This window comes from Methylobacterium ajmalii (assembly GCF_016613415.1).
Lineage (GTDB): Bacteria > Pseudomonadota > Alphaproteobacteria > Rhizobiales > Beijerinckiaceae > Methylobacterium > Methylobacterium ajmalii.
The window spans coordinates 48,314-66,451 of record NZ_JACWCT010000026.1 but is presented as its reverse complement, the minus strand read 5'-3'; the positions used below and the strand labels follow the sequence as shown (position 1 = coordinate 66,451).

Here is an 18,138-nt window from a genome sequence, read left to right as displayed (position 1 = left end):
CCTGGCGGCCCGCGGCGTGCCGGGCTTTGTTTGCTTCGGATATCCCATGAAGCTGCGCAATATCGCCATCATCGCCCACGTCGACCACGGCAAGACGACCCTGGTCGACAAGCTGCTCCAGCAATCCGGCTCGTTCCGCGAGAACCAGCGGGTCGAGGAGCGCGCGATGGACTCGAACGACCTCGAGAAGGAGCGCGGCATCACCATCCTGGCCAAGGCCACCTCGGTGGTCTGGAAGGATACCCGGATCAACATCGTCGACACCCCCGGCCACGCCGATTTCGGCGGCGAGGTCGAGCGCATCCTCTCGATGGTCGACGGCGTGATCGTGCTCGTCGACGCCGCCGAGGGCCCGATGCCGCAGACCAAGTTCGTGGTCTCGAAGGCGCTCAAGATCGGCCTGCGCCCGATCGTGGCGGTCAACAAGGTCGACCGGCCCGACGCCCGCATCACCGAGGTGGTGAACGAGGTGTTCGACCTCTTCGCGGCGCTCGACGCCACCGACGACCAGCTCGACTTCCCGATCCTGTACGGGTCGGGCCGCAACGGCTGGATGGCGACCTCGCCCGAGGGCTCGCAGGAGGACGGCCTGGCGCCGCTCTTCGACCTCGTGCTCGAGCACGTGCCCCAGGCCAAGACCGAGGACGGCCCGTTCCGCATGCTCGGCACGCTGCTGGAGGCCAACCCCTTCCTCGGCCGCATCATCACGGGCCGCATCGCCTCGGGCACCGTGAAGCCGAACCAGGCGATCAAGGTCCTCGACCGCGAGGGCAAGGTGGTGGAGACCGGCCGCGTCTCGAAGATCCTGGCCTTCCGCGGCCTGGAGCGCCAGCCGATCGAGATGGGCGAGGCGGGCGACATCGTGTCGATCGCGGGCCTCGTGAAGGGCACCGTCGCCGACACCTTCTGCGACCCGCAGGTCGAGACCCCGATCCAGGCCCAGCCGATCGACCCGCCGACCGTGACGATGTCGTTCATCGTGAACGATTCGCCGCTCGCCGGCACCGAGGGCGACAAGGTCACGAGCCGCATGATCCGCGACCGCCTGTTCAAGGAGGCCGAGGGCAACGTCACGCTCAAGATCGAGGAAGCCGCCGACAAGGACTCGTTCTACGTCTCGGGCCGCGGTGAGCTCCAGCTCGCGATCCTGATCGAGACCATGCGCCGCGAGGGCTTCGAGATCGCCGTGTCGCGTCCCCGCGTCGTCTTCGAGAAGGACGAGGCCGGCGAGATCATGGAGCCGATCGAGGAGGTCGTGATCGACGTCGACGAGGAGTATTCCGGCGTCGTCGTGCAGAAGATGTCGGAGCGCAAGGCCGACATGATCGAGATGCGCCCGTCGGGCGGCAACCGCCTGCGCCTGGTGTTCCACGCTCCGACCCGCGGCCTGATCGGCTACCAGGGCGAGCTGATGACCGACACCCGCGGCACCGCGATCATGAACCGGCTGTTCAAGGCCTACGAGCCCTACAAGGGCGAGATCGCCGGCCGCCGCAACGGCGTGCTGATGTCCAACGACCAGGGCGAGGCCGTGGCCTACGCCCTGTGGAACCTCGAGGACCGCGGCCCGATGATGATCGAGCCCGGCTGGAAGGTCTACCAGGGCATGATCATCGGCGAGCACAACCGCGAGAACGACCTCGAGGTAAACGTGCTCAAGGGCAAGAAGCTCACCAACATCCGCACCACCTCGAAGGACGAGGCGGTCCGCCTGACCCCGCCGATCCGCATGACCCTCGAGCGCTCGCTCGCCTGGATCCAGGACGACGAGCTGGTCGAGGTGACCCCGAAGTCGATCCGCCTGCGCAAGGCCGTCCTCGACCCGAACGACCGCAAGCGCGCCGAGCGGGCCAAGGAAGCGCTGAGCGCCTGATCGCCTCAGACTTTTCGTGAGACCGGATCCCTCGCCCCTCCCCGGGGCGGGGGATTTTTGTTTGTCGGGCGTGGATGGCCGCGCCGCCGAGTGGATTCCGCCTCCATCCTTTCGTATCCGGTGGAACCGATCGGGGGCACGACAGGGCGCGGGCCCTCGGACGGCGCCGGCAGGAGACCCGCGTGGAACACGAGATCTACCGCTGGCTCGGCATCCCGGCCGCGATCCAGTCGGAGGTGCTGGCGCCGATCGGCCTGGCGCTCGCGGTCATCGTCACCGTCCACGTGCTGATGAACAAGCGCGAGGTCGGCGCGGCGATCGGGTGGATCGGCCTCGGCTGGCTCTCGCCGATGCTCGGCAGCCTCCTCTACGTGATGTTCGGCATCAACCGGGTGAGCCGGCGCGCCCGCCGCCTGCCGGTGCTGCCCGGGCCGCGGCCCGGCGCGCCGCTGGCCCCCGTGGCCGAGGTGCCGGAGGCCTTCGCCCCCTTGCGGCGCGCCGTCGAACGGATCAGCGGCCTGCCGCTGGTGGCGGGCAACAGCGTCCGGCGCTACCGCCACGGCGACGAGGCCTATCCGGCGATGCTCCTGGCGATCGCCGAGGCGCAGACCAGCGTCGCGCTGTCGAGCTACATCATGCGCGACGACGACAGCGGCCGGGCCTTCGCGGCAGCGCTCGACGCCGCACAGGCCCGGGGCGTCGCGGTCTGCGTCCTGATCGACGGCATCGGCAGCGGCTACTTCTTCCCGGCGATGTACCGGCGCCTGCGCGGCCTCGGAATCCCGGCCGGGCTGTTCATGCATTCGGCGCTGCCCTGGCGGATGCCGTTCCTCAACCTGCGCACCCACAAGAAGCTTCTTCTGATCGACGGCCGGATCGGCTTCGTCGGGGGAGTGAACATCGCCGACGAGAACGTCATGGCGAAGGACCCGCCCGAGCCGGTGCGCGACAGCCATTTCCGCATCGACGGGCCGGTGGTCGGCCAGCTCGCCCAGGCCTTCTGGCGCGACTGGGCCTTCGTCAAGGGCGAGGACCTGGAGGGGCCGGCCTGGTTCCCGCAGATCCCGCCCGCGGGCGCGTCGCTCGCCCGGGTCGTCACCTCGGGGCCGGACGCCGATATCGAGAAGATCGAGTTCGTGGTGCTGGAGGCGCTCGCCACCGCCCGGCACTCGGTGCGCTTCGCCACCCCCTACTTCCTGCCGAGCGAGATGCTGCTGACGGCGCTCGGCCTCGCGGCGATGCGGGGCGTCACGGTCGACGTCATCATCCCGCAGGCGAGCAACCACCGGGTGGTCGACTGGGCGACGCGGGCCCATGTCGGGCCGCTGCTCGAAGCCGGCGTCAGGATCTGGCTCGACCGGCCGCCCTTCGACCACTCGAAGCTGATGGTGGTGGACGACGCCTGGTGCTTCGTCGGCAGCGCCAACTGGGACAGCCGCAGCTTCCGGCTGAACTTCGAGCTCAACGTCGAGGTCTACGACCCCGACTTCGCCGCCGACCTCAATCGGCTGATGCAGGCCAAGATGGAGGCGCGGCTGACCGCCGACGACCTCAACTCTCGCGGGATGGCCGTGCGGCTGCGCGACGCCGCCGTCCGATTGCTGCTGCCATATCTTTGAGCGGCACTCGCTTGCGGAGATCCTCGGCCCGGTCGCGGAACGCCGCGATCCTGTCGCGCAGCGGCTCGCGCCGCCCCTGCGGGTTGCCGGGCTCAAGGTGGACCACGATCGGCCGGTGGTCGGAGGCGCCCCGCGGCAGCACCGCCTGGCCGCGGCAGGTGAGCCCGCGGACCAGGCAGCGGTCGAGGCGCAGGGGCACGATGTCGACCATGGCGTGGGTCGGGTGGCGCGGCCCGACATCGTGGAAGCCCGGCAGCAGGGCGGGCCCGACGATGTTGTAGTCGCCGAGCACGGCGGCGCGCACCGGCAGGTTCTGGGCGATGCGGCGCAGCTGGCGCCGGTTGAGCACCTGGCCGTGCGACAGGTGGACGTTGGCGACCCCGAACGAGCCGAGATCGAGGATCTGGCAGACCCGGTCGATGAGCGCGCCCGAGGGCAGCGTGATCACCCGCGGCGGGCTCGGCCACGGGGTCGGGCTCCACATCGCGAGACCGTGGATGCGCTTCGGCAGCGGCGCCCAGGCGTAGTGCCCGCCGACCCGCGCCTGCAGCTCGGTGATGTCGACGGTCGCCTCCTGCATCAGCAGGAGGTCCGGCTTCTCCTGGGCGATCAGCGCCTCCAGGGCATCGACCGTCGCGCCGGTCCGTCGCAGCAGGTTCCAGCTGATGATCTTGCGTGGCCCCGGCCGGTGCGGGACGTGCGCGGGCGTGGTCGCGGGAGCCTGGGACTCGGCGGGCAGGAGGTGTTGGGGAGGCAGCATGGCACCGGCTGGCAGCGCATGGAGGGGCCGGCACGAGGGCGGATGCGGAACGGCACCGCCCGGGCGCGCGCCGGGCCCGCGCGAGGCCCGTCCGGCGGCAAGCCCCTTACGCCGATTTGCCCGCCCTGGGAACGGCGCCGCGGATGCGGGAGGGCCGAGGTCGGCGCTCAGGCCCCGGGAGGGCGCAGGCCCGGCAGGGCCCGGACGAGGTCGCGGAACTGGTCGCCGCGATCCTCGAAGCTGCGGAACTGGTCGTAGGAGGCGCAGGCCGGCGAGAGCAGCACCACCGGCTCGCCCGCCGCATCCGCCTCGGCCATCCCGGCGGCCTGCGCGACCGCGGCGGCGAGCGTGCCGCAGCGGCTGAACGGCACATGCCCGTCGAGGGTGGCGGCGAAGTCGTCGCTCGCCGCACCGATCAGGTAGGCGTGGGCGACGCGCGGGAAGTACGGCGCGAGGCTCGCGATCCCGCCCTCCTTCGGCTTGCCGCCGAGGATCCAGTGGACCCGCGGGAAGGCCGACAGCGCCTTCTCGGTCGAGTCGGCGTTGGTGGCCTTCGAATCGTTGATGAACAGGACCGGGCCGCGACGCCCGACCTCCTCCATCCGGTGCGGCAGGCCCGGGAAGGTCGCGAGCGCCGCTGCGAAGGCGTCCGGCGTCACGCCGAGCGCGCTCGCCACCGCGTAGGCGATGGCGGCGTTCTGCCAGTTGTGGGCGCCGCGCAGGGACCCGATGCCGGCGAGGTCCGCCACCGGCTCCGCCGGCTCCCGGCGCCCGTCGATGACGATGCCGCCGCGGGCGAGGATGCCCGGCCCCTCCCCCGCCTCGCCGACATGGACCCGGGTGAGCGGCCCCGTGCGACGCGCCGCGATCGCGCGGCAATACGCGTCGTCGACGCCGACGATCGCATGCGCGGCGCCGGTCACCAGCCGCTCCTTGATGGCGGCGTAGCGCGCCATGTCGCCGTGGCGGTCGAGGTGGTCGGGCGTGAGGTTGAGGAGGACGCCGATGGTGGGTGCGAGCGACGGCGTCAGGTCGATCTGGAACGACGACAGCTCGATGACGTGGACGCGCTCCGGCGACGGCGGGGCGAGCGACAGGATGGCCGTGCCGATGTTGCCGCCCATCTGCACGTCGCGTCCGGCCGCCGCCAGGACGTGGGCGATCAGCGCCGTGGTGGTCGACTTGCCGTTGGTGCCGGTGATGGCGACGAAGGGCGCGTCCGGGCTCGTCGCCGCCCGCTCGCGGCAGAACAGCTCGATGTCGCCGATCACCGGGACGCCGGCGGCCGTCGCGAGGTCCACGGTCCAGTGCGGGACCGGGTGGGTCAGGGGCACGCCGGGCGCGAGGACGAGGGCGGCGAAGGTGCTCCACTCCGCCCCGCGCAGGTCGCCGGTCTCGATGCCCTGCTCGCGCGCCGCCGCCATGCGGGCCGGGTTGTCGTCGCAGGCGATCACCCGGGCCCCGCCCGCCTTGAGGCTGAGCGCCGTGGCGAGGCCCGAGCCGCCGAGGCCGAACAGGGCGACCGTCCGGCCGGCGAAGGTGGTGGAGGGTGTCATGCGGGGTTCCGCCGGATGATCGAAGGGCGCCTCCCCCCTCCCGGTGTGGAAGAGGGAAAGCGCCTTCCTTCCAAGCGGCGGCCGAGATTGCAAGGTCCGACCTCGCCGCCCCTACCGCAGCTTGAGCGTCGCCAGGCCGAGCAGCGCCAGCACCACGGCGATGATCCAGAACCGGATCACGACCTGCGGCTCCTTCCAGCCCTTCTGCTCGAAGTGGTGGTGGATCGGCGCCATGCGGAAGACGCGCTTGCCGGTGAGCTTGAACGACGCGACCTGGATGATGACCGACAGGATCTCCAGCACGAACAGGCCGCCGACGATGCCGAGCACGATCTCGTGCTTGGTCGCCACCGCCACGGTGCCGAGCAGGCCGCCGAGCGCCAGCGAGCCGGTATCGCCCATGAAGATCTGGGCCGGCGGCGCATTGAACCACAGGAAGCCGAGGCCCGCCCCGATCAAGGCGCCGCAGATCACCGCCAGCTCGCCGGTGCCCGGAACGTAGTTCACCTGGAGGTAGGAGGCGTAGATGACGTTGCCGACCAGGTAGGCGATGATCCCGAAGGTGGCCGCCGCGATCATCACCGGCACGATGGCGAGCCCGTCGAGGCCGTCGGTGATGTTGACCGCGTTGCCCGCGCCCACGATCACGAAGCCCGCGAAGGCGACGTAGAACAGGCCGAGATTGATGATCGCGTCCTTGAAGACCGGGAAGGCGAGCCGGTAGGCGAGGCCCGGGGCCGAATATTCCGCGATGGCGGTGCAGGCCGCAATCGCGATCAGCGCCTCGAGGCCGAGGCGGAACTTGCCGGAGAAGCCCTTGTGGCTCTGCTTGGTGACCTTGAGGTAGTCGTCGTAGAAGCCGATGGCGCCGAAGCCCAGCGTCACCATCATGACGATCCAGACGTAGTGGTTGCGCGGGTTGGCCCAGAGCACGACCGCCACCAGCGTGCCCGCCAGGATCATCAGTCCGCCCATGGTGGGCGTGCCGCGCTTGGTCAGCAGATGCGATTGCGGGCCGTCCTCGCGGATCGGCTGGCCCTTGCCCTGGCGCAGGCGCAGGAGCGAGATGATCCAGGGGCCGAACCAGAACACGAAGAAGCCGGCGGTGAACAGCGCGCCGCCGGTGCGGAAGGTGATGTAGCGGAAGACGTTGAGCGGCGAGAACACGCCGCTCAGGTCGGAGAGGAGGTAGAGCATCCCAAGGATATCCGATCGTGGGCGAGCGGCAGCGCCGGGCTTATGCCGGCAGCACTGCGACAGCTTCCTGAAGGTGGGCTCAGCCGGACCGGCCGACGGCGAGATCCTGGTCCTGGGCGCCGTAGCGGGCCTTGAGCGCCTCGACGATCCGGCCCATGCGGGTGCTGTTCGAGCCCTTGACCATCACGGCGTCGCCGGGGCGGACGAGATCGAGCACCGGATCGACGAGCTCGGCCGAGGTCGGCCGGGCCGCGGCGCGCCGGGAGGCCGGCAGCGCCTCGAACAGTTCCTGCATCAGCGGGCCGGCGGTGAGGACGAGGTCGATGCCGTGCTCCTCGACCGCCCCGGCCAGCTCGCGGTGCAGGGCGGGCGCGTCCGCGCCGAGCTCCATCATGTCGCCCAGGATCGCGATGCGGCGGCCCGCGGTCTCGGCACCGGCCAGCGTGCTGAGCGCGGCCCGGATCGAGGCCGGGTTGGCGTTGTAGCTCTCGTCGACGAGCAGCGCCTCGCCGTCGCCGATCCGCAGCATCGTGCGGGCGCCGCGGCCGACGGGCGGGCGCAGCTGGGCCAGCGACAGGGCCGCCAGCGCCAGGTCGGCGCCGAGCGCCTGCACGGCGGCGATGACGGCGAGCGAGTTCAGGGCCGTGTGCCGGCCAGGCGTCCCGAGCTGGTAGGTCACGGCCTGGCCCATCGCCCGCACGTCGACGATCGAGAGGTCGGGCCGCATCACGATGCGCTCGGCCCGCACGTCGGCCTCGCGGTGCTCGCCGAAGCTCACGATGCGACCGGCCCGCGAGGCCAGCGCATGGGCCTTCAGCCGCTCGAAGTTCGGGTTGTCGCGGTTGACGATCGCGACGCCGCCGGGCTCCAGGCCGTAGAAGATCTCGCCCTTGGCGTCGGCGATGCCCGACAGCGAGCGGAAATGCTCGATATGGACCGGCTCGACGGTCGTGACGATCGCGATCTCGGGCCGCACCAGCCGGGTAAGCGGCGCGATCTCGCCGGCATGGTTCATGCCGACCTCGAACACCCCGAACTCGCTCGCGGCCGGCATCCGGCTCAAGGTCAGGGGGACGCCCCAGTGGTTGTTGTAGGAGGCAACCGAGGCGTGGGTGACCCCTTGCGCGGCCAGCACGTGGCGCAGCGCCTCCTTGGTGCCGGTCTTGCCGACCGAGCCGGTGACGGCGAGCACCCGCGCGCCGGTGCGGGCGCGCGCGGCGGCGGCAAGGCCCCGCATGGCGGCGAGCACGCCGTCCTCGTCCCGGGCCGGCACGGCGATCACCGGGCCGGCCTCGGCGAGGTCGGCGGCGCGCTCCTCGGCCACCACCGCGGCGCCGGCGCCGCGGGCGAGCGCGTCGCGCACGAAGTCGTGGCCGTCGCGGGCCTCGCCCCGGATGGCGAAGAACAGGTCCCCGACCTTTAGGGTGCGGGTGTCGATCGAGATTCCGGACAGGTCGCGGGACGCGGCGGCGTCCGCGACGGCGCGGCCGCCCATCGCGGCGGCGGCGGTGTCCAGGGTCCAGAGGGGCTCGGTCATGCGCGGGACTCCTCGATCGCGCTCAGGACCGCGTCGCGGTCGGAGAAGGGCAACGTGCGGTCGCCGATGATCTGGCCGGTTTCATGACCTTTGCCGGCGACTACCAGCACGTCGCCAGCGCGCAGGTCGCGCACCGCCGCCCGGATCGCCTCGGCGCGGTCGCCGATCTCCTCGGCGCCGGGTGCCGCCGCCAGGATCGCGGCGCGGATCGTCGCGGGGTCCTCGCTGCGGGGATTGTCGTCGGTGACGATGACGCGATCGGCCTTCTCGGTCGCGATCCGGCCCATCAGCGGGCGCTTGGCGCGGTCGCGGTCGCCGCCGCAGCCGACGACGCAGACGAGGCGCCCGGTGGTGAAGGTGCGCAACGCGTCTAGGACGTTGGCGAGCGCGTCGGGCTTGTGGGCGTAGTCGACGATGCAGAGCGCATCCCGCACCGTGCCGACCCGCTCGAGCCGTCCGGGCACGCCCGCGAGGTGGCCGAGCGCCGCGATCACCTCGGCCTCGCGCCCGGCGCCGGCCGGGGTCGCGAGCACGAGACCGGCGGCCAGCAGCGCGTTCTCGACCTGGAACGTCCCGACGAGGGGTAGGTCGACCGCATGGGTCGTCCCCGCCACCGCGATCTCGAGGCGCTGGGCGAAACCCTCCGGGCGGGCGGAGACGAGGCGGATCCCCTCCCCGGCCCGGCCGGTGGTGACGAGGCGGATTCCACGCTCGCGCACCGCCGCGATCACCGCCTGACTCTGCGGCCCGTCGGCGTTGACGACCGCGGTGCCGTCCTCGGGCAGGAGCGTCGTGAACAGCCGGAGCTTCGCCTGGAGGTAGGCCTCCGGCGTGCCGTGGTAGTCGAGGTGGTCGTGGCCGAGATTGGTGAAGCCCGCCGCCGTCAGGCGTACCCCGTCGAGGCGGCTCTGCTCGATGCCGTGCGACGAGGCTTCCATCGCCAGTTCGGTCACGCCGTTGCGGGCGAGCCGGTCGAGGGTCTCGTGCAGGGTGATCGGGTCGGGGGTCGTCAGCGAGCCGTAGGCCGCGCCCGAGGTGGTGATGACGCCGAGCGTGCCGAGGCTCGCCGCCTGCCGGCCGAGACGGCCGAGGATCTGGCGCACGAAGTCGGCGATCGAGGTCTTGCCGCTGGTGCCGGTGACCGCGACGACGGTGCCGGGCTGGCCCGGATGCAGCCGGGCGGCGGCGGCGGCGAGCGCGACGCGCGCGTCCGGCACCGTCAGGTAGGCGACCGGATCGGGCAGGTCGGCCGGACGCGCGCCTTCGGCCACCATCGCGACCGCGCCGGCCGCCGCCGCCTTGGCGGCGAACAACCGGCCGTCGGCGGCGGTGCCGGGCACCGCCAGGAACACGAAGCCGGGCTCGACCTTGCGGCTGTCGGCGGTGAGGCCGGCCACGGGAAGGCCGGCGGCTCGACCGGCCTGCGGAAAAAGGTCGCCGAGGGTGAGGCTCATCGCCCGTCCACCTGGTTGACGTGATAGGCGCCGAGCTTGACCATCAGCGGGAAGGGCTTGGCCGGCGGCTCGAATTGCGGCGGCAGGCCGAGGATCGGGGCGACGCGGGCGATGACCCGGCCGGTCACGACGCCGGAGTTCCAGGCCGCGGTGGCGTAGGAGCCCGATTCCGCCGCGACCGCCTGCGGCTCGTCCATGATCGTGACGAACAGGTATTTGGGCTTGTCCATGGGGGCGGCCGCCATGAAGGTCGTGAACAGCCGGTTCTTGACGTAGCGGCCGCGGATGACCTTCTCGGCGGTGCCGGTCTTGCCGCCGACGTAGTAGTAGGGAATCGCCGCCTTCTTGGCCGAGCCCTCGGTGGCGTTGAGGCGCATGATGTAGCGCATCGCCTCGCTGGTCTGGGCCGAGAGCACCTGCGTCGCCTTCTCGCGCGCCTCGGCCTCGGTCCGCTTGAGGAAGGTCGGCGTCATCAGGAAGCCGCCATTGGCGATCGCCGCCACCGCCGCCGAGGCCTGGAGCGGCGCCACGGCGAGGCCGTGGCCGAACGCGATGGTGATCGTGTTGATCTCGGTCCAGCGCGGCGGGATGATCGGCTCGGCGCTCTCCGGCAATTCGGTGCGCAGGCGGTCGAGCAGGCCCATCTTCTTGAGGAAGGCCTTGTGGCCGGGCACGCCGATGCCGAGCGCCATCTTGGCCGAGCCGATGTTCGACGAGTGGGTGAACACCTCTGGCATCGTGATGACCCGGTTGGTGCCGTGGTACTCGTGGATCTTCTGCCGGCCCCAGTGCAGCACGCCGCCGCGGGTGTCGAAGGTCGAGTTGACGTTGAACTTGCCCGAATCGAGCGCCATGGCGAGCGTCATCGCCTTGAATGTCGAGCCCATCTCGTAGACGCCGACGTTCATCCGGTTGATGCGGTCGGGATCGAGCGCGTCCTTCGGCTCGTTGGGGTCGAAATCGGGCAGCGAGGCGAGGGCGATCACCTCGCCGGTGGTCACGTCGAGGATCAGGCCGGCCGCCGCCTTGGCGCGGTAATGCTCCATGCCCCAGGCCAGCTCGTCGCGCACCGCGTGCTGGGCCCGCAGGTCGATCGACAGCTGGACCGGCGCCATGTCGGCCGACTTCTCGACGAAGCCGAGGCTGGTGAGGTCGCGCAGGCCCTGGCGGTCGATGTACTTCTCGATGCCGGCGATGCCGACATTGTCGAGGTTGGTCACGCCGAGGATGTGGGCGGCCGCAGTGCCGTTCGGGTAGACACGCTTGTGGTCCGGCAGGAAGCCGACGCCCGGGATGCCGAGGCGATGCACCTCGACCTGCTGGCGCGGGGTGATCTCGCGCTTGACCCAGACGAAGCCCTTCTTCGACGACAGCTTCTCGCGCAGGTCGCGGGCGTTGATCTCCGGCAGGACGGCGGTGAGCAGCTCGACCGCCTCGTCCTTGTCGTAGATGTTCTTCGGCTCGGCGAAGACCGAGACGGTGCGGATGTCGGTGGCCAGGATCTCGCCGTTGCGGTCGATGATGTCGGGCCGGATCTGGGTCGTGCCGCCGGCCTCGGCGCGGCGGGCCGAGGCGGTGACCGGATCGTCGGGAAACAGCGCGAAGCTGGCGAGCCGGCCCATCAGGGTGAGGAACACAGCGCCGAAGACCAGGCTGACGAGCCCGACGCGGGCGGCGCTGCGCTCGACCGAGAGGCGGAACATCGCCAGCACGCCGCCGCGCAGCAGCGCGGCGAGGCTGCGGCCGGGCGCGGGCTGGGGGGCGTCGTCCACGGGCTGCGCGCCGGTCTCCGGCATGGCGTCCGGGTCGAGGGGAGCGTGAGCCTGGAAGTCCGAATCCTGGGTCACGGCGCCTACCTCTTGGCGGTCGGGGTGCGGGTGGAGGTGGAGCCGGTGGTGCGGGGCTCCTCGGGCCGGGCCGCGGTGGCGCCGGTGGTCGAGGGGGCGCGGTCCTTGGCGGCCGGGGTCGCGGTGGCGCCGAGGCCGAGCGCCTCGAGCTTGCGGGCGATCTCGTCGCCGCGATCGACCTTGGCGGGCAGGTCGGCGAGCCGCGCGAGGTGGCTGGTGCCGATCGGCTCCAGCGTCAGGTACTTGTCGACCGCGCCCTGGAGCCGGTCGGGCCGGGTCAGCAGCTGCCACTCGGCGCGCAGGACCGCGATCGCGTCGCGCTCCTTGCGCAGGCGGGTCTTGAGCTTCGCGACCTGCTCGGCCTGGTAGAGCGTGTCGTACTTGATCGAGTAGGCGTAGATGGCCGAGGCGATGAGCCCGGCGATCGCCGCGAGGTGCAGGAGGCGGATCACCGGCGCCCTCCCCGGGTCTGGGGCTCGGGCAGGGAGGCCAGGGCCTCCAGCGCCGTCAGCGGCGGCGGCGGGGCTGCGTCGGTGCGCTCGCCGGCCCGGAGCTTGGCCGAGCGGGCGCGCGGGTTGGCCCGGCACTCGGCCTCGCTGGCGGCGACCGGGCCCTTGGTGGCGAGGGTGAAGCTGCGGGGCGCGGGCTGCGCCGCCATCGGCAGGTGGCGCGAGGCGGCCACCGCCCGGCCGCTGCGGGCCGAGAAGAACTGCTTGGCGATGCGGTCCTCGAGCGAGTGGAAGGTCACCACCGCGAGGCGTCCGCCCGGGCGCAGGGTCCGCTCGGCCGCGTGCAGGGCCCGCTGCAACTCGCCGAGCTCGTCGTTGACCGCGATGCGCAGGGCCTGGAACGTCCGGGTCGCCGGGTGGATGCCGCTGCCGGGCTCCGCCCGCACGACGCCCGCGACGATCTCCGCGAGCGCCGCCGTGGTCTCGATGCGGCCGCGCCGGCGCGCCTCGATCAGGGCGCGGGCGACCGCGCGGGCCCGGCGCTCCTCGCCGTAATGGTAGATCACGTCGGCGAGCGCGGCCTCGGAGGCCTCGTTCACGAGGTCGGCGGCGGTCTCGCCGGCCCGCTCCATCCGCATGTCGAGGGGGCCCTCGAACCGGAACGAGAAGCCGCGCTCGGGCTGGTCGAGCTGCATCGACGATACGCCGATGTCGAGGACGACGCCGTCGGCGTCGGCGAAGCCGTGGTCGCGCGCCAGGGCGTCGAGGTCGCCGAAGCGGCCCTGGACCAGGACGAGACGACCGGCCTCCCGCTCCACCAGCGCCTGCCCGGCGGCGATCGCGGTCGGGTCGCGGTCGATGGCGAGCACTTGGTTGCCCGGATGGGCGGCGAGGATGGCCCTGGTATAGCCGCCGGCCCCGAAGGTGCCGTCGATGATGCGGGCCGGCGCGTCGCCGAGGCGCAGCGCGCCCAGGACCTCGTCGAGCAGGACCGGAATGTGGGGCGCGTCGGTCACGGCCGGCCTCCCGAGACGACGACACACCGCGCGCGGCGAGCGCGCTCTGACGCGTGACGATCCATGGTGCTCCGCAGTCCGCACGAGCCGGGCCGAGGCCGGCCGGGTCCGGCGCCGGGGCGCCGCTCTGTCCACGCCCGACATCGCCGCGCGGCCATCGGGCCCGCTCGCGCGGGGCGTGGTCGCCGGTGCGGGAATCGCCGGGAACGGGGTGGCTCGGGGTATCATGGGCCTCTGGGGTCGTCAACGCGAGGGCACACGCGACGGGCAGCACCCGTCCGTGTGCCATCAGAGACCAGCAAGGTTAACGAAGGCTTGTGCCCGACGGCGGGCGCCACGGGAAAGTCGAGGCCGTGCCGCCTGTTCGCGGGGTGCGCCGCGCTCTACGTCGACAAATCCTCGCGCCCGGCGGGTTCGCGCCGCGGGGCGGAGGATGTGATCATCGGGAAATTGGGTATCAGCCGGCCTGTAAGCCGGGTTCTGTATGGCCCGGAGGATCCGCGAGGATCGCCCGAACGTGGCGGCCATTCCTCTGGGACGGCCGTTGCCGGCCGCCTCGAGCAACCAACCCGGGCGACGGGCCTGAAGAAGCCCTGCGCGACGAGCGCGCGTGCCGCCCCTATTCGGTTTTGCTCCCGGTGGGGTTTGCCGTGCCGTCCGCGTTGCCGCGTCCGCGGTGCGCTCTTACCGCACCCTTTCACCCTGGCCGGCCCGGATCCGCGAGGATCCGCCCGGTGGTCTGCTCTCTGTGGCACTGTCCCTGGGGTCGCCCCCGCCGGACGTTATCCGGCACCGTCTCTTCATGGAGCCCGGACTTTCCTCCCCGGTCCCGCGCACGGGCGAACCCGCTGACAGGACCGGAGCGGCCGCCCGGCCGGCTGACGCCGCCGATGTGCGACGCGGGAGCCGCCGCGTCAAGGCGCAGGCGGCACGGCCATGCCCGCGTCGAGGACGTAAGGGGACGCGGGCGCATCCGCGTCGAGGCGGCAGCCGCGCCCGATCGGCTTGCCGGACCCTGGATACTCCCTACCTGCTTCTCTCAAGGCCGGCGTCACGGACGCGTGCGGCCGACACGGGAGGCAACCCTGATGAGCGAGAACATCGAGGCGGGCTGGACGCTCGACACCGTGCAGCAACTGCGGGCCATGGCCCGGGAGGGCGTCCCGGCCTCGGTCATGAGCCTGAAGCTCAAGCGACCGGTCACGGCGATCCACGCCAAGCTCGCCGAGCTCGGCGTCACGCCGGCCGCCGGGGCCTGATCTCAAGACGCGGGCGGGCCCCGACGGCGGCCCGCCCGCACCGGCCTTTACCAGCTGCCGGTGTTCTCCATCGAGGCCCAGGGCTCCTGCGGCGGCTTGGCGCCGCCCTTCTGCAGGATCTCGATCGAGATGCCGTCCGGCGAGCGCACGAAGGCCATGTGGCCGTCCCGCGGCGGGCGGTTGATGGTCACGCCGGCATCCTGCAGCTTCTGGCAGGTCTCGTAGATGTCGTCGACCTGGTAGGCCAGGTGACCGAAGTTGCGCCCGCCGGTATACTCCTCCGGGCCCCAGTTGTAGGTCAGCTCGAGCAGCGGCGACTTGGTGTCCTTCGCCCGCGCGGCGTCGCCCGGGGCGGCCAGGAACACCAGGGTGAAGCGGCCCTTCTCGCTCTCGGTGCGGCGCACCTCCTGCAGGCCGAACTTGTTGCAGTAGAAGTCCAGCGCACGCTCGAGATCGGCGACGCGGACCATCGTGTGCAGGTATTCCATGGCGCTCTCTCGTCCTCGTGGCCGGGCGCACGGGAGCCGCCCGGTTTCGGCGTCGTAGCTAGGGCGCGGGTCGGCCTCCGGGGAGCCCTCTCCTGCCGGGGCCTCCCTCACCCGGAGCCCCGGCATCGCTCCGGCGTTGCGCTGGGGCCGACGGCGGTGCAAAGGCTGATTCCTTACCCTGTTCCCTTGCCCTGTTCCCCCGCCCTGTTCCCCCGCGCCGTTCGCGAGCGCCCGCGAGACCCGCCATGCAGACGATCGTCCGCCTCGCCGATTACCGCCCCAGCGACTACCTGATCGACCGGGTCGACCTCGACGTGCGCCTGCATCCGACCGAGACGCGGATCACCGCGACGCTGGGCTTGCGGCCGAACCCGGCGGGCGAGCCGGGCGCGCCGCTCGTCCTCGACGGTGACGAGCTGACGCTCGTCGCCATCGCGCTCGACGGCCAGCCGACCGGCCCCGGCGCTATCGAGGTGACGCCCCGGTCGCTCACCCTGCACCAGCCGCCGCAGCGTCCCTTCGTGCTCGAGATCGAGACGCAGGTGAACCCGAGCACCAACACCAAGCTGATGGGGCTCTACCGCTCGAACGGCGTCTACTGCACCCAGTGCGAGGCCGACGGCTTCCGGCGCATCACCTACTTCCTCGACCGGCCGGACGTGATGGCGGTCTTCACCACCCGGATCGAGGGCAGCCGCGACGCCGCGCCGGTGCTGCTCGGCAACGGCAACCCGGTCGCGCGGGGCGAGGCGGGCCCGGGCCGGCACTACGCGATCTGGCACGACCCCCACCCCAAGCCCGCCTACCTGTTCGCCCTCGTCGGCGGCCGGCTCGGCCGCGTCGGCTCCCGCTTCACCACGATGGAGGGCCGCGACGTCGAGATCGCGGTCTACGTCGAGCCCGGCAAGGAGGGCCGCGCCGACTTCGCCCTCGACGCGGTCGCCCGCTCGATGGCCTGGGACGAGCGCACCTTCGGCCGCGCCTACGACCTCGACGTCTTCAACGTCGTCGCGGTCTCCGACTTCAACATGGGCGCGATGGAGAACAAGGGCCTCAACATCTTCAACGACAAATACGTGCTGGCCAGTCCCGAGACCGCGACCGACGCGGACTACGCCAACATCGAGGCGATCATCGCGCACGAGTACTTCCACAACTGGTCCGGCAACCGGGTGACCTGCCGCGACTGGTTCCAGCTCTGCCTCAAGGAAGGCCTGACGGTCTTTCGCGACCAGGAATTCTCGTCCGACGAGCGCTCGCGCCCGGTCCACCGGATCGCCGAGGTGAGGACGCTCCGCGCCCGCCAGTTCCCGGAGGATGCCGGGCCGCTGGCCCACCCGGTGCGGCCGCAGGCCTATCGCGAGATCAACAACTTCTACACCGCGACGGTCTACGAGAAGGGCGCCGAGATCGTCCGGATGCTGCGCACGCTCCTCGGGCCCGAGACCTTCCGGGCCGGCATGGACCGCTACTTCACCACCTGCGACGGCACCGCCGCCACGGTCGAGGACTTCCTGGCCGCCTTCGCCGCCGAGAGCGGTCGGGATCTCGCCGCCTTTTCCCGCTGGTACGCCCAGGCCGGTACCCCGACCGTCGCGGTCTCGGGTGCCTACGACGCTGCCGCGCGAACCTATACGCTGACCTTCCGCCAGAGCCTTCCGGTCGTCGCCACTGAGGCGGCCGCCGGTGCCGCGCCCCAGCCCCTGGTGATCCCGATCGCGCTCGGCCTCGTCGCCCCCGGCGGCGGCCCGGTCGCGGCGGCGAGCGAGCGGGTGCGCGACGGGGTGTTCGTGCTCGACCGGGCCGAGGACGCGCTGGTCTTCACCGGGCTGGACGCGGCACCGGTGCCGTCGCTGTTTCGCGGCTTCTCGGCACCGGTGAAGGTCGAGCACGCGCTGACCCGCGACGAACGCCTGACGCTGCTCGCCCATGACCACGACGCCTTCAACCGCTGGCAGGCGGCCCAGAGCCTCGCCATGGAGGTGCTGGTCGGCCGCGCCCGCGCGAATGCCCCGCTGGCCGAGGAGGCCGGGACGGAGGGCGCGGGCCTCGCCGCCGCGCTGGCGACCTTCCTCGATGGCGAGGCCCTCGCCGATCCGGCCTTCGCCGCCCTGGTCCTGACCCTGCCGGGCGAGCAGGAGATCGCCCAGGCGATCGGCGCCGAGATCGACCCCGACGCGATCTGGCGCGCGCGCCAGACCCTGCGGGTGCAGCTCGGCCGCGACCTCGGGCCCCGGCTCCTGGCGCTGCGCGAGGCGCTGGTCGAGCCGGAGGGCGCGCCGTTCAGCCCGGACGCCGCGAGCGCCGGGCGCCGCGCCCTGCGCAACGCCGCCCTCGACCTCGTGACCGCGGCCGACCCGCAGGCCGGCACCGCCCTGGCGCTGGGTCAGGTCGAGAACGCCGCGACGATGACCGATCGTCTCGCGGCGCTCGCCACCCTGAGCCTCGTGCCGGGCGCGGCCCGGGAGGCGGCGCTCGCCCGCTTCGGCGAGACCTATCGCGGCGAGCCCCTGGTGCTCGACAAGTGGTTCGCCCTCCAGGCGATGATCCCGGAGGCCGGCACCCTGGAGCGGGTCCGCGGCCTGATGCACCACGCCGCCTTCTCGCTCGGCAACCCGAACCGGGTCCGCTCGCTGATCGCGAGCTTCAGCCTCAACAATCCGACCCAGTTCCACCGCCCGGACGGGGCCGGCTACGACCTGACCGCCGAGGTGGTGCTGGCCCTCGACGGAAAAAATCCGCAAGTCGCGGCGCGCCTGCTAACTGCCTTCAATACTTGGCGTATGGTCGAGGGCGGGCGCCGCCTCCACGCCGAGGCGGCCCTGCGGCGGGTGGCGCAGGCGCCGGGCCTCTCCCCCGACGTCAGCGACATCGTCGGGCGCTCGCTCGCCCCGGCGAGATAATGCACAAGCCCCTGTGAGACCTGGTAGAATCGCGCAGGACGCCCGGCCGGCCGCCCCCCGGATCACTGGTTAACACTTCATTTCCGGGATGCGGGGCGCTGGACAAAATGCTTGTGGAAATGCCAGATTGAGGCTCGATTCGGGGGCCCGCTGAAAACCTCCGCGGCATCTGTCTTTCTG

At 71.9% G+C, this 18,138-nt stretch carries 13 protein-coding genes and 1 other RNA gene; 4 read left to right on the top strand and 10 right to left on the bottom strand.

From position 1 onward, the window contains the following. Positions 1–46: 46 nt before the first annotated feature. Positions 47–1,873: a translational GTPase TypA gene (gene typA / locus HPY23_RS04520; RefSeq protein WP_060845528.1), complete on the top strand. Its 1,827-nt coding sequence runs from the start codon at positions 47–49 to the stop codon at positions 1,871–1,873. A 182-nt stretch (positions 1,874–2,055) separates the two neighbouring features. Next, entirely contained in the window at positions 2,056–3,492 is a 1,437-nt protein-coding gene (locus tag HPY23_RS04515; RefSeq protein ID WP_175539941.1) for a phospholipase D-like domain-containing protein, read from the top strand. On the opposite strand, the gene HPY23_RS04510 is transcribed toward HPY23_RS04515, so the two are convergent. The 9 genes from HPY23_RS04510 to rnpB all read right to left on the bottom strand — a co-directional run bounded on the left by HPY23_RS04510 (position 3,425) and on the right by rnpB (position 14,190). Next, positions 3,425–4,252 (bottom strand): endonuclease/exonuclease/phosphatase family protein, encoded by an 828-nt coding sequence (locus HPY23_RS04510; RefSeq protein ID WP_082742365.1) that lies wholly within the window; start codon positions 4,250–4,252, stop codon positions 3,425–3,427. The genes HPY23_RS04515 and HPY23_RS04510 overlap by 68 nt on opposite strands. Positions 4,253–4,419: 167 nt before the next feature. Next, a complete protein-coding gene (gene murD / locus HPY23_RS04505; RefSeq protein ID WP_060845526.1) occupies positions 4,420–5,808 on the bottom strand; it encodes a UDP-N-acetylmuramoyl-L-alanine--D-glutamate ligase in 1,389 nt (462 codons plus the stop codon). Between the two features lie 111 nt (positions 5,809–5,919). After that, positions 5,920–7,005 carry a phospho-N-acetylmuramoyl-pentapeptide-transferase gene (mraY, locus tag HPY23_RS04500; protein ID WP_060845525.1) on the bottom strand — a complete coding sequence of 362 codons (1,086 nt, stop codon included), beginning with the start codon at positions 7,003–7,005 and terminating at the stop codon, positions 5,920–5,922. 79 nt (positions 7,006–7,084) lie between these two features. Further along, positions 7,085–8,542 (bottom strand): UDP-N-acetylmuramoylalanyl-D-glutamyl-2,6-diaminopimelate--D-alanyl-D-alanine ligase, encoded by a 1,458-nt coding sequence (locus HPY23_RS04495; RefSeq protein ID WP_091886056.1) that lies wholly within the window; start codon positions 8,540–8,542, stop codon positions 7,085–7,087. After that, positions 8,539–9,996 (bottom strand): UDP-N-acetylmuramoyl-L-alanyl-D-glutamate--2,6-diaminopimelate ligase, encoded by a 1,458-nt coding sequence (locus tag HPY23_RS04490; protein ID WP_091886053.1) that lies wholly within the window; start codon positions 9,994–9,996, stop codon positions 8,539–8,541. Before HPY23_RS04490 ends, HPY23_RS04495 begins: the two co-directional genes overlap by 4 nt. Further along, complete coding sequence (locus HPY23_RS04485) at positions 9,993–11,792, bottom strand: peptidoglycan D,D-transpeptidase FtsI family protein (RefSeq protein ID WP_091886319.1); 1,800 nt, start codon at positions 11,790–11,792, stop codon at positions 9,993–9,995. The genes HPY23_RS04490 and HPY23_RS04485 overlap by 4 nt, the downstream gene beginning before the upstream one ends. 56 nt (positions 11,793–11,848) lie before the next feature. After that, positions 11,849–12,295 carry a cell division protein FtsL gene (gene ftsL / locus HPY23_RS04480; protein ID WP_060845521.1) on the bottom strand — a complete coding sequence of 149 codons (447 nt, stop codon included), beginning with the start codon at positions 12,293–12,295 and terminating at the stop codon, positions 11,849–11,851. After that, positions 12,292–13,308, bottom strand: coding sequence for a 16S rRNA (cytosine(1402)-N(4))-methyltransferase RsmH (gene rsmH, locus HPY23_RS04475; protein WP_091886050.1), 1,017 nt, complete (start codon positions 13,306–13,308; stop codon positions 12,292–12,294). The genes ftsL and rsmH overlap by 4 nt, the downstream gene beginning before the upstream one ends. A 453-nt stretch (positions 13,309–13,761) precedes the next feature. Next, positions 13,762–14,190, bottom strand: an RNA gene (gene rnpB / locus HPY23_RS04470) — RNase P RNA component class A. 206 nt (positions 14,191–14,396) lie between these two features. On the opposite strand from rnpB, the gene HPY23_RS04465 reads away from it, so the two are divergent. Then, positions 14,397–14,567 carry a hypothetical protein gene (locus HPY23_RS04465; protein ID WP_167543871.1) on the top strand — a complete coding sequence of 57 codons (171 nt, stop codon included), beginning with the start codon at positions 14,397–14,399 and terminating at the stop codon, positions 14,565–14,567. A gap of 47 nt (positions 14,568–14,614) precedes the next feature. Here HPY23_RS04465 and gloA read toward each other — a convergent pair whose 3' ends face one another. After that, a complete protein-coding gene (gloA, locus tag HPY23_RS04460) occupies positions 14,615–15,055 on the bottom strand; it encodes a lactoylglutathione lyase (RefSeq protein ID WP_091886047.1) in 441 nt (146 codons plus the stop codon). A gap of 245 nt (positions 15,056–15,300) precedes the next feature. On the opposite strand from gloA, the gene pepN reads away from it, so the two are divergent. Further along, entirely contained in the window at positions 15,301–17,958 is a 2,658-nt protein-coding gene (gene pepN, locus HPY23_RS04455) for an aminopeptidase N (protein WP_091886044.1), read from the top strand. Positions 17,959–18,138: the final 180 nt, after the last annotated feature.

What these genes read in the sequence shown, in the direction of transcription:
- typA (WP_060845528.1), top strand. Translation starts at nt 47, where the DNA reads ATGAAGCTGCGCAATATCGCCATCATCGCCCACGTCGACCACGGCAAG.
- HPY23_RS04510 (WP_082742365.1), bottom strand. Translation starts at nt 4,252, where the DNA reads ATGCTGCCTCCCCAACACCTCCTGCCCGCCGAGTCCCAGGCTCCCGCG.
- murD (WP_060845526.1), bottom strand. Translation starts at nt 5,808, where the DNA reads ATGACACCCTCCACCACCTTCGCCGGCCGGACGGTCGCCCTGTTCGGC.
- mraY (WP_060845525.1), bottom strand. Translation starts at nt 7,005, where the DNA reads ATGCTCTACCTCCTCTCCGACCTGAGCGGCGTGTTCTCGCCGCTCAAC.
- HPY23_RS04495 (WP_091886056.1), bottom strand. Translation starts at nt 8,542, where the DNA reads ATGACCGAGCCCCTCTGGACCCTGGACACCGCCGCCGCCGCGATGGGC.
- HPY23_RS04490 (WP_091886053.1), bottom strand. Translation starts at nt 9,996, where the DNA reads ATGAGCCTCACCCTCGGCGACCTTTTTCCGCAGGCCGGTCGAGCCGCC.
- HPY23_RS04485 (WP_091886319.1), bottom strand. Translation starts at nt 11,792, where the DNA reads ATGCCGGAGACCGGCGCGCAGCCCGTGGACGACGCCCCCCAGCCCGCG.
- HPY23_RS04465 (WP_167543871.1), top strand. Translation starts at nt 14,397, where the DNA reads ATGAGCGAGAACATCGAGGCGGGCTGGACGCTCGACACCGTGCAGCAA.
- gloA (WP_091886047.1), bottom strand. Translation starts at nt 15,055, where the DNA reads ATGGAATACCTGCACACGATGGTCCGCGTCGCCGATCTCGAGCGTGCG.
- pepN (WP_091886044.1), top strand. Translation starts at nt 15,301, where the DNA reads ATGCAGACGATCGTCCGCCTCGCCGATTACCGCCCCAGCGACTACCTG.